Here is an 11,767-nt window from a genome sequence, read left to right as displayed (position 1 = left end):
CTTACGCCACCGTTTTTGTTGGTATAACCAAACTCAACACATCTTCTTCAAATTCGTACTTATCATGCTCGAACGCTAAATCATCCATTATTTCTTCAGCAGCTTTTACTTGCATATAGTATTTGGTTGCAGCGCTTGAATTTAACTCATTGTTTTCTTTTAAAAAATCAATATTTCTCATCGCATCCATACGGGACACTTCAGCGTAAACAGCATTTTCAATAAAGTCATATTCACAGTCAACACACTCAGTTAAATCAATATTGATACGCATTGAGCATTGAGTGTTAGTACAATACATACCAGGAGCCACAGCATGTAAATGAGCCTTACCGTTGGTCAACAGATCTATCCAGTATTCCTTTGACAGCTTACGTTTATTTACTCCATCTTCAAAATAGCTTTCACCTTCACGACTTATTGCTTGACCTTTACCCCCTGCAATACGTTCACGGTTTGCCATTTTTTGATATATACGAGCGAAGATCTCAGCCTGTTGCGTGATCCGCTCTTTTTGAATTTCGCTGTAAATTTTTTCAAATGAAAAGGCGTTGCGAGCATACCAGCGTGTCATCGCCATCGACCAATGCGACAACTGTTGCTTCAAAGCAGGGAAAGAACACAACTCATAGCCAATTAGGTAATATGCAAGTGAACGTCGCAACTGATGACACGTAAAGTGAAATTTGTCACCCAGTTTAAAAGATGTCTGGGTTGGATCTGATGTTTGTAAATAGCCCATATCATCTAATGTCAGAATAGAATCAACGTTGTTTTTATTAAAATTATTTACGACACCTTTACCCAACGCAGACTTTCCTACAGACTTGAAATAGGTAACCTTTTGCAAGTTTGCGAACATTCGATGACTGTCATTCTCTGTAAACCTGTTTCGATAAGGTGTATGAATGGCATTTAACACATGAAAGGCTTTCCAACCAGTTTCAGTGGTAACAAAAACATCATTTTTGGTTTGACTGTTGAGTGTAATTTTTGATTGGCGTGTTGTTAGAAAGTAAATTTGTTCCTTGCCTGTATCTGACTCATCGCCATCTTTATCAAACTTCTTTTCCTGCGCTCCATATACAGGACTAATTCGATACAACTCATCTATCCTCATCCCTGATAACGCCAGACATAACCACGAGGCCTTTGCACTAAGGCTAACTAAATACCGTCTAAATTCACCCCAGTCATAGAAAGTGTCACCGATGTACACATTAAAACGGTGAAATTGTGAATCTTTTAAGAGAATACGAGTTTTAAGAGAGGTGAATATTTCCATCCATCGCGGATTTTTGCCTTTATCGACTAAAGCAACTCCCTCGCTTTCTAATGCTTGAGTGAATCGCGACCAGTTTTTCTCATAACCCTTTATAGGTTTATATATCTCTCCATTTCTTATATCTAAAAGCCTCCTTTTTTCTTCATATTTATAAAAAGAAAGCATCTGCTCAACCGCTTGTTCGATTTCATCTCTTAACCCATAGGCTTTTGCAATCCCTTCGCTGTACTCCGTTAATGCCGCAAAATATATCCGCGGAGGGATAACCAATGTTCCTTCAGTGTCATCAGGTCTTGCGTTAAACATTTTATGCGTTAGGCGATTAAAATTAACCGTAAATGGCAGTAAACCTTTTAAAGCGGGAAGATAGTTTAACCCAGTAAACACTTTGGAGTTAGACATGTCAAAAAATCCATCTTCGACCAAAATTTCTAGATGCTCTTGGTTTAACTCTTCAAAAGAAGTAATACCACGCTTAAACAGTTTAACAATATAATTTCGCAAAAGACCTATCTTGCTTGAGAGAGAACCTAACTCAATATGTTGACCTGAAAACCACATATTCGCTACTGCGATACACTTCACTTGATTAACTAAATGACGTTCGTTTTGACGAAGTACAATGACATTCTCGCCTTGTTCTAACTCTATATTAAAATAAATATTTGACTTATTTTTTCCTTTATAAGCAGACTGTGCAAACATCCAAGCATCTTCCCCAAACAAGATTGTCTTTCTCTCATCTTGATAGACAACCATTTTGTCCAACTCTTCCCAATTACCTCGCAGTAGCGCTGGGAAAAGCACTTGCTGCAAATAATCTTTTTGACCACCAATGGAGCGCATGGCATCTAAAGTTAATTCTAAATCTTGCGAATTTTCAAAAGACAACATAAGTATGATCCTTATAGGTATTGGGTAACAGAAGATAATGAGTTAAAAAGTAAATAACGCCCTTTTTCTTCTAGCAAATATTCAGCTTGTTCAATTGTTTCTAATGGTACGTCATCAAGATGGGCTTGAAAGCGTTCTATCTTCGATTGGATGATGGACGCTCGTTCTGGATATTGATCAATACCTTCACTTAGCGCATCGAGAAAACTCAGCAATTTATAAATAGCGTAGGGATCATCAACAAGCTTGGCGCTTTTGCAAAAGGGGCAAAGATCGTATTGATAACAGGTGATATCCTGCCCTTCTTCAATAATCCCCTTTTCTTCTGCAAATTTACGCGCCGCATAATGCCAATCTTTTTCTGAACTCAGATCAATTTGACCGTCACAATCAACACCGTTAGGGTTAGTGGGTCGGTTGCGTTTTTTCCAAATTTCGTATTCTAAGACAGGAATTTTTAGCTCTTTCTCAACTGTTTCTATAGCTTCATTGCGTGTCTTTCCCGCAGCGATGTGACTTAGCACCATCATTCCTTGCGATGTTTGCTTACTATTTGAAACAGGATGCCCATTTCGGTATCGCCTATCAGCCGTTTCAATGCTGTGCTGCAAAATCTTTTGAGCAGTCAACCCACGCTCTTCTGGTTTGTATTCCAAGTCAGAGTGAGTAACTCGAATTCGACTTGAATTTATATTTAAAAAGTAGTCTCCATGATCTATACCGCACAAATTCAACAAATATGAGCTTATAGGCACCTTTCCTTCGGACCACTGGTAAGTATGATTTTGCTTCCCCAAAGGCAGTAGAAAAGGAGGTTTGGTTCCACCACTACGCCGATTACTCAGACCAACTCGCGTTATACCAGGTATCGGGTTTCTCGTTGCTGCATAGCGCTCAACTAATTGAAGGAAACGGCGGTATTTAGAATCAACTGTAAAATCGCCTTTTGAGCCATCAAGATATTTAAAAGAAATCGTGATATTTCCATCTGTATCTTTATCTGAATAGCTGAGTGGCATCAGTACGTTTCGAAGTGAAACATCCGTCATACATGAGATGGCAGCGTAAGCTATGGGAATTGCTCTTTGTGTTACAACTTTTTTACCTAGTTCGATGACCTGCCTGTCCATTACCCATGAGTTATCTTCTCTCTGAACCCAGTTAAAAGTGGTCATCTTTTGATTTTCAACAATATCGGTATAGGTTTTAACTAAGTGAGCGACTAGCTCACCTCTGTCACTAGAAAGTAAATTTAAATTCCTTGATAACGCCGATAGAGCCTGCCCCATCTCCACCTTAGCTTTTTCTCCTTGGCTATTGAGAAGATATATTAAGGTATCAAACGGGTCATCACTGTACGTTTTTGAGAGTAATTCAAAGGTCTGGAGAAATGTGATGCCGTCGGCTTTCCCGACACTGTCTCGTTTATTAATATTAGCAACAATAAACCCAGCACTTTTTTCACTAGCTTCGGGATGCAAGTTTTCTTCTGAACCTGAAAACAACGCCTTTACGTCTTTTGCTGCACGACCTTTATATGCGCGAACTTGAGCTGTTTTCGATGTGCGATTTTCTGCCTTCGATACTACTACTTTAATAGGATGACGAACCTCTTTGATCGGAGTGTCATTAAATGCGGTGTAGTAGGCAAATAAGGTGTAAGCTGCGGCCATACATTGATTAAAAGGACTCCCAGCTCCATCTTTTACATCACCGCCCCCCAACTCAATTGTAATGTCACGACCATTTACCCTATCTACGACAATACCTTCTAAGCATCGAGGGGGAAGTACTTCAGGGTTCTCCTCTTTTAGAGCAATAAGTTGAGTTGCCAAAGAAAAAAAGAAAAGTTGAGTGCGTCGAACTAATCCATACCACTCACTTGATATATAAGGTTGTGTTGATGGTTCATCCTTCATAGTAGAAAAAGGTTTAAGCGTGGCTTGCCACTCAGATATATCAACACCAAGCACCGAAAGAAGATTATCGAGGAACATCTTTCTCCTACAAGCAGTGGATTCCAATATGCCAGCTTCTTCACCATCATAGTATTGAAAGCTATATTTTTTCTGCTCACACCCCTCATGAACTAAACGCCACAATTCACCAGCGTTCCCAACATAAGAAAGGTATCCAGCCTGACAAAAAGGGGAGTTCTTTTTAAAGTCACAAAAAACAAGGTACTGCTTTAAAATGGATAACCTAGCAAATATAGAACCTTCACTACTGTTATTTTTTTTCTCTTGATCAACCCAGAACCTTAGCTTTTGCATTATTTTCAAGCGAGATGGTTTTACTAATGGCCTTTGGGGATCGCACTGCTCATGACACCAATCAAGAAGACTGAATTGATAACCATACGCATTCTCTTTTCGATACAGTTTAAAACTCAAATCTAATGAAGTAACGTTATCTTTCGCTTTTGGTTGAGTAATGAGTTTATTTTTATTTCTAGATGCTGCTAATCGACTTTTTGCCATATGCTCACCTCAACACTTCTTGTGCAAATTGATTTTTTCGCTGAGAGAACTCAAACCATGTTTTATCATCATTTAGATAGTTAATGTATTTTTGAGTAGTACCTGTATTCTCATGCCCCATCAAGTATGCTAGTTCGGAGATGAGTGCCTCAAAGGGCTTACCTGTTTCAATATGTCTCTTGTACAGCCAATCGGTCGCAAAAGTAGCTCTTAAATCATGCGTAACAAAATAAATATCAAGCCCGCTAAGAATCATATCATTGCGTACAGCTTCCACATGCTTTTGAATTGTGTTTGGTGCGTAAATACTGCCATTAGATTGAACGAATAAGTGATTATGACGCAATAACCCACTGTCAATAGCTTCCTTCCTTGCCTTACTTAGCTTGTACTCATACAAAAGATCCATAACGTAGTCTGGAATTTCGATCGTTCTCTCTTTTCTGTATTTGGTAAGACAACCATTGATGCGCTCACCAATTGGCACTTTCATAACTTTAGATTTTGGCCTCTCTACGACAGAAGCAGGAAAAGTTATCAGTTCCTCAAGTCTTACCCCAACCTCAGTTGCCGTGTACAACATTAAGTCCTTAGTATCAGATGAATTTTGCACATCGATATATCGGTAAAAGGCTTGTTTTTCATCTTCACGCAAGGGACGTAGCTCTCGGATATCAGCATCTTGAGGCTTTTGTCTGTTCTTAAATGGCTTGGTGAGACCCGTCGTATACACGGTAATATCGCCGCGATAACTATTGAGATGTGAGAGCATGTCATGTTGCGCTCTCTTATTTTTGTTCTGTATACGAACTTTCTTGGCTGAAAACTCAAATGGGCGAAAAGTTTTGCTAAGTGGGACTATCCGTTGGCGATGAAGATAGGTGTAGTAAGCAACTACTTTTAGTACATAGCTAGAAGCCGTATTTGGAGAACCACCGATTTTTCCATTTTCATCTTCGGTATAAAGATTCTCTAATAAGTAATCACGATATCTAACGACCGGGCTTTCTTCTACTTTCTCTGTGCAGTCAAATATTGTTAATGGTAGCTTCTCTTCAATCAAGACACCTGTTCTTTTGTCAGTATGTTCTGGGATTTCCATACTCATCCAACGATAGAAGCTTAATAAGGCATTTGCATGAGATTCAATTGTATCAACGGATGATATATCTGGATTTGACAATAGAGAGTGCAGGTATAAATTGACTGGCACTACATTAATGCCATCTGGGTCAACTAAAATCGGAAGTTTATAAATAAATGGTTTTGAATTGTCATTTACTTCGTGGACTATTTCTCCACTATCAGGGGCCGCCCTACTGGTAAAAGAAGGATATTTATCCGTATTGATCCACATAAGACAGTAATCAACACCATAGTCCTCTGGAAATGCCTTACTCTGCTCAATCAAATTAGCACCAAATAATCAAACAATTATAGCACTACACTAAGCTAATAAATCCATTATGTCTAATTTTTTATACTAACAGCTTATTAACTTGCGTCGTCTAATAAAGATCCCAACCGTAGTTCTGGATTTACACCAGATTCCCTTTTCAGAATTTAGCCATCTAGGCAGCTAAATATCACCAGCTATAATGATACTATTGACCAATGGTGAGCTTGTCTAGTATCACCGATGATAATCAAGTGATTTGTCATTACCTTAAACTTGGTAAATCACCAACAAAACTGGACATGTAGGTCAGATTGAATAAAATCTGCGCTCTTTCAATAAATGCACCAGTAAAAGGTAATACCATCATGGCGACGCTTGACGTAAATCCTGAACATTATTCAGCACAACTGGCTGAGAAAATCACCCGCCTTACTGAAATGTTTCAGCCCTATCACGTCCCAAAGCTAGAAGTATTTGAATCTCCAGAGCAATATTACCGGATGCGCGCAGAGTTTCGGGTTTGGCATGAAGGGGATGAAATGTATTACGTCATGTTTAATCCAACTACTCGAGAAAAGTATCGAGTTGATCAGTTCCCCGCCGCCAGCCGTTTAATTAACGACCTAATGCCACTGTTAATAGAAGCGATGCAAGGTAATAAAACATTGCGTCACAAACTGTTTCAGGTGGATTTTTTATCAACCTTGAGTGGCGAGCTATTAGTTTCTTTGATCTACCATCGTCAGCTTGATGAAGCATGGACATCTGAGGCTAAGCAACTCAAACAACGACTGAACGATGAAGGCTTTAATCTCAACGTGATCGGACGAGCTCGGAAAATGAAAATTGTCCTAGACCGAGACTATGTCGTAGAAAAACTACACGTTAACGATAAAGCATATCTTTACCAACAAGTTGAGAATAGCTTTACCCAACCCAACGGAAAAGTTGCCGAGAAGATGCTCGAATGGGCAGTAGACTGCACGCAAGAAAGCCAAGGTGATCTACTAGAGTTGTATTGTGGCAATGGTAATTTCTCGCTCGCTCTCGCGCAAAATTTCGATCGCGTATTAGCGACAGAATTAGCGAAGCCTTCAGTAGAGTCCGCACAATACAATATTGCCGCGAATCATATAGACAATGTGCAAATCATTCGTATGTCTGCGGAAGATTTTACTCAAGCGATGGAAGGCAAACGCGAATTTAATCGCTTAAAAGAGGCTGGCATTGATCTTAAAAGTTACCGCTGTAACACTATTTTTGTTGATCCGCCGCGTGCAGGAATGGATGTTGATACCTGTAAAATGGTACAAGGGTATGAGCGTATTTTGTATATTTCTTGTAATCCTGAGACCTTAAAAGAGAACCTAGATATTTTATCTACTACGCATAACATCACTCGCTTCGCTTTATTTGATCAATTCCCGTACACCCACCACATGGAAGCAGGCGTGATGCTAGAGCGTAAAGCATAAAAGAAATTAACGAGCCTAACGGCTCGTTAATTTTTGCGTCCGATAAAGCCGAGCTTTTTACCAATCCACCACAAAAGCCCTAATACCACAATCACTGAAAACAGCATTGAACCTGAATCGGGGTATTGAGCCTTCATAAACGCCGAGTGGCCAAAAGCTCCGACAAAAAAACAGGCTAAACCAACCAACGGAATATCGTCTGCTACTGGATGACGTAAATAGTCTTGGTATAACATTTGTACCGACAACACGAGAGCAATCAGTGGAAAGAGGGAGAAAGAGACCTCGCTGATCGTCAGCCATGATAAAAGTGCGTCACCGCACATGCCACTAATTAAGGCCAGCAGCAATGTTTTACTATTGGAAGTGGGTGATGTTTCGTTACTCATTACTCTATCCCATTTTTTAGTCGATTACGTTCACGCTCTTTGCGATACCAAAGAGCCCCTTTCGCCATCATACGCAACTGCATAATCAGTCGCTCTGACAATTCATCACGCGCTTGTCGTTCTAGATCTAATGCTTGCGCGCCGGAGCTAAAGACTAACGTCACTGACGCTTCAGCTTGGATGACCGCTTCTTCTCGTCCCATACCGGTATTGATCAGGTATTCGGTAAGCTCAGCAGAAAAATGTTGAATTTCACGCACTACTGCGGCGCGAAACTCAAACGAAGTTCCAGAACGTTCGCGCAACAGTAAACGAAACACATTAGGACTACTTTCAATAAATTCCATAAAGGTTTCCACTGACGTACGTATGACACTGCCCTCTTTAACAATTCTCTGCCGCGCTTGACGCATCAGTTGACGTAGCAGCAGTCCACCTTCATCAACCATGGTCAACCCTAACTCATCCATGTCTTTAAAATGTCGATAAAAAGAGGTGGGGGCAATCCCAGCTTCGCGTGCGACCTCACGTAAACTTAAATTAGAAAAGCTGCGATCCGCACTCAATTGGCTAAACGCTGCGTCAATCAATGAACGACGAGTTTTTTCTTTTTGTAGCGCGCGAATTCCGGTAGATTTCATACTGAACCTATTCTCATAGCCTTATCATCAACCGCATACTATAACGCGAAATGCACCATTGTCGATCCCAGCTTGCATAGCAGTGTCAGCATTTTCTCAACCATTCAAACAACACAAAAATACCACACTTAAATTCTCCAGCCGCTATCCTATAAAATGTCGTGATCCTAAACACCCTATCGGGGAAATGGGATTTACCTAGCAACACAATCAGTTACAATCTCGCTACAGCACTGATAAGCATCGATAACAACAAGGATATCCTATGACACAGAAGCACCAGTTTGACGTTATCGTCATCGGCAGCGGACCTGGCGGAGAAGGCGCAGCAATGGGATTAGCCAAAGCTGGCATGAATGTCGCGATCATAGAAAAGGAAAGCACCGTCGGCGGCGGTTGTACACACTGGGGAACTATTCCCTCGAAAGCTTTACGTCACGCCGTCAGTCGAATCATTGAATTCAACAGTAACCCGCTGTTTTGTAAAAACAACACCAGCATACACGCCACATTTTCATCCATTCTCGGTCATGCAAAAACCGTTATCGATAAACAAACTCGCTTACGACAAGGCTTTTATGACCGAAACCAATGTAGCTTAATTTTTGGTAGCGCCGAATTTATCGACCCTCACACTGTCGCAGTTCATAAACACGATGGCAGCATCGAGCACTATCAAGCCGATAAATTTGTGATTGCCACTGGCTCTCGACCTTACCAACCGAATGATATCGATTTTACCCATCCTCGGATCTACAACAGCGATTCGATTTTAAATTTAAAACACGATCCACAGCATATTATTATTTATGGTGCAGGGGTGATTGGTTGTGAATACGCCTCTATTTTTAGAGGGTTAGGCGTAAAGACCGACCTGATCAACACTCGTGATCGCTTATTGGCTTTTTTAGATAATGAAATTTCTGATGCGCTCTCTTACCACTTTTGGAATAGTGGCGTGGTGATTCGCAACGATGAAACCCATCAGAAAATTGAAGGCACTGATGATGGCGTGATTGTCCACTTACAATCGGGTAAAAAGATGAAAGCGGACTGCTTGTTGTACGCTAACGGCCGTACGGGTAATACCGATCAACTGAATTTATCAGCGGTTGGTCTCGCCGCCGACGCCCGTGGTCAATTAACCGTCAACCACAATTATCAAACCGATGTCGAGCACATCTATGCGGTTGGGGATGTGATTGGTTACCCAAGCCTTGCCAGTGCTGCTTACGATCAAGGCCGTTTTACCGCCCAAGCGATTACTCAGGGCCAAGCGGTGAATAAGTTGATCGAAGATATCCCAACGGGTATCTATACCATCCCAGAAATCAGTTCAGTTGGAAAAACCGAACAAGAACTTACCGCAGCGAAAATCCCTTACGAAGTAGGACGCTCCTCATTTAAGCATTTAGCACGCGCACAGATCTCTGGTAAAGATATCGGTAGTTTAAAAATTCTCTTTCATCGCGATAGCAAAGAGATTTTAGGTATTCACTGCTTTGGGGAGCGCGCGGCAGAAATCATCCACATTGGACAAGCAATCATGGAACAAAAAGGCACTGCTAATACCATCGACTATTTTGTCAACACGACCTTCAATTATCCCACCATGGCTGAAGCTTATCGTGTTGCCGCGCTCAATGGATTAAACCGCTTGTTTTAACCATGGTTTGTTTTAACCATGGCTTATTTTAACAATGGTTGATGACGGCGACTTAAACAAAAGAGTCGTCGTCAGTTTAAGCTGTCTCTTCCTAAGCTAGAGAAAATCGCCTCGCTGCCACTGGCGCTTTAATACCCAACCTAAACTCAGACCACGCAATGCCATAAACGTTAACATCGCTAGCCATAAAGCGTGGTTTTGCCAAGCAGAGAAAAGTATAAACACCAGAAAAAAACCACTGGCGGCAATAAACATGCTGTTACGCATCTCTCGCCCTTTCGTGGCACCAATAAATATCCCGTCGAGCAAAAAACACCACATCGCCACTAGCGGCATCGCGACTAACCACGGCAGATATTCCTGAGCGGTCTGCTGTACACTTGGAATAGACGTAATTAAACCAATCAGGTTCGAGCCTGAAAACGCAAAGACGGCCGTTAGCCCAAGGCAAATTAGTAAGCTCCAAAACGTACTGCCAATAATAGAAGCTTTAAGTTGCGACGGGCTTTTCGCTCCTACCGCTTTGCCCACCATCGCCTCAATCGCGTATGCAAAACCATCCATGCCGTAAGAGATCATCATCAAGAAGCTCATCAGCACCGCATTCGCAGCGACAACTTGATCACCAAAAGCCGCGCCTTGAAACGTCATAAAACTAAAGGCAGCCTGCAAACATAACGAACGCAAGAAAATATCACGATTTAAACGTACAAAACGACTCATCCCTTGAGTACTTTGCAACAATAAAGCCCAAGGTGATGGTAAACCTTTAGCACGCCAAAAGCGCCAGACACACCATAAACCAAAAGCCATACCAAGGTAATCGGCGATCACTGAAGCCAACGCGACGCCAGAGACTTTCCAACCAAAACCGAGCACAAACAGGACATCGAGCACAATATTGGTCAGATTGGTGATGATCACCATCCACATTGGCGCTTTAGCATTTTGCGTCCCCAATAACCAACCAAGCAGCACAAAGTTGATCAATACAGCCGGCGCACTCCAAGCTCGAATCATAAAGTACTGCTGAGCATAATGTTTCACTTGTTCACTGGCTTCACTTAAGGCAAAAACGCCTTCACCAATCAAACGGTGCAGTAACAAAAAGACCGCCGCAAATCCAAGAGACATCAGTACGCCCTGTACCCAGACTAAAGCCAACTGATTACGGTCATCAGCGCCATAGGCTTGTGCTGTTAATCCGGTCGTCGACATGCGTAAAAAGCCCAATAACCAGAAAGAAACGCTGATCAGCATGCCCCCAAGCGCGACGCCACCGAGATACCATGCGTGCTGTAAATGACCAATCACCGCCGCATCGACCAAGCCAAGCAATGGAATGGTAATGTTGGACAACACCATAGGAATGGAAAGCAGTAAGACTTGACGATGAATGGTGCGGTTGGTAAGAATTTGGACTAGCGACGCCACATAGAAATCCTCTTAAGATCGGCCATCCAGTGTACCGAAAATAATCAGCATTCCCAAGTGATGACGACGGACAGCGCTTAATGAACATCAATCCCAATAACGCC

Annotated in this window: 8 protein-coding genes; 2 read left to right on the top strand and 6 right to left on the bottom strand. The window is 41.7% G+C overall.

Features of this window, described 5'->3' with window-relative positions; genetic code table 11:
• Position 1: 1 nt before the first annotated feature.
• The 3 genes from CAG58_RS03245 to CAG58_RS03235 are packed head-to-tail and all read right to left on the bottom strand — an operon-like array spanning position 2 to position 6,070.
• On the bottom strand, positions 2-2,179 hold the full coding sequence (locus CAG58_RS03245) for an integrase (protein WP_161439478.1): 2,178 nt from the start codon (positions 2,177-2,179) through the stop codon (positions 2-4).
• A gap of 11 nt (positions 2,180-2,190) precedes the next feature.
• Positions 2,191-4,659 carry a hypothetical protein gene (locus CAG58_RS03240; protein ID WP_161439479.1) on the bottom strand — a complete coding sequence of 823 codons (2,469 nt, stop codon included), beginning with the start codon at positions 4,657-4,659 and terminating at the stop codon, positions 2,191-2,193.
• A gap of 4 nt (positions 4,660-4,663) precedes the next feature.
• Entirely contained in the window at positions 4,664-6,070 is a 1,407-nt protein-coding gene (locus CAG58_RS03235; RefSeq protein WP_161439480.1) for a tyrosine-type recombinase/integrase, read from the bottom strand.
• Between the two features lie 353 nt (positions 6,071-6,423).
• Here CAG58_RS03235 and trmA point away from each other — a divergent pair, with 353 nt between their 5' ends.
• Entirely contained in the window at positions 6,424-7,533 is a 1,110-nt protein-coding gene (trmA, locus tag CAG58_RS03230) for a tRNA (uridine(54)-C5)-methyltransferase TrmA (protein WP_161429831.1), read from the top strand.
• Positions 7,534-7,559: 26 nt separating this feature from the next.
• On the opposite strand, the gene CAG58_RS03225 is transcribed toward trmA, so the two are convergent.
• Positions 7,560-7,922, bottom strand: coding sequence for a YijD family membrane protein (locus CAG58_RS03225; RefSeq protein ID WP_040903607.1), 363 nt, complete (start codon positions 7,920-7,922; stop codon positions 7,560-7,562).
• Positions 7,922-8,563 (bottom strand): HTH-type transcriptional repressor FabR, encoded by a 642-nt coding sequence (fabR, locus tag CAG58_RS03220; RefSeq protein WP_154169851.1) that lies wholly within the window; start codon positions 8,561-8,563, stop codon positions 7,922-7,924. Before fabR ends, CAG58_RS03225 begins: the two co-directional genes overlap by 1 nt.
• A 265-nt stretch (positions 8,564-8,828) precedes the next feature.
• Here fabR and sthA point away from each other — a divergent pair, with 265 nt between their 5' ends.
• Positions 8,829-10,229, top strand: coding sequence for a Si-specific NAD(P)(+) transhydrogenase (gene sthA / locus CAG58_RS03215; protein ID WP_161425724.1), 1,401 nt, complete (start codon positions 8,829-8,831; stop codon positions 10,227-10,229).
• A 96-nt stretch (positions 10,230-10,325) separates the two neighbouring features.
• On the opposite strand, the gene dinF is transcribed toward sthA, so the two are convergent.
• Positions 10,326-11,663 (bottom strand): MATE family efflux transporter DinF, encoded by a 1,338-nt coding sequence (gene dinF, locus CAG58_RS03210; protein WP_161425725.1) that lies wholly within the window; start codon positions 11,661-11,663, stop codon positions 10,326-10,328.
• Positions 11,664-11,767: the final 104 nt, after the last annotated feature.

The organism is Vibrio sp. V31_P5A7T61, from assembly GCF_009904895.1.
Taxonomy (GTDB): Bacteria; Pseudomonadota; Gammaproteobacteria; order Enterobacterales; family Vibrionaceae; genus Vibrio; species Vibrio metschnikovii.
This window is presented reverse-complemented; position numbering and strand designations above follow the sequence as displayed.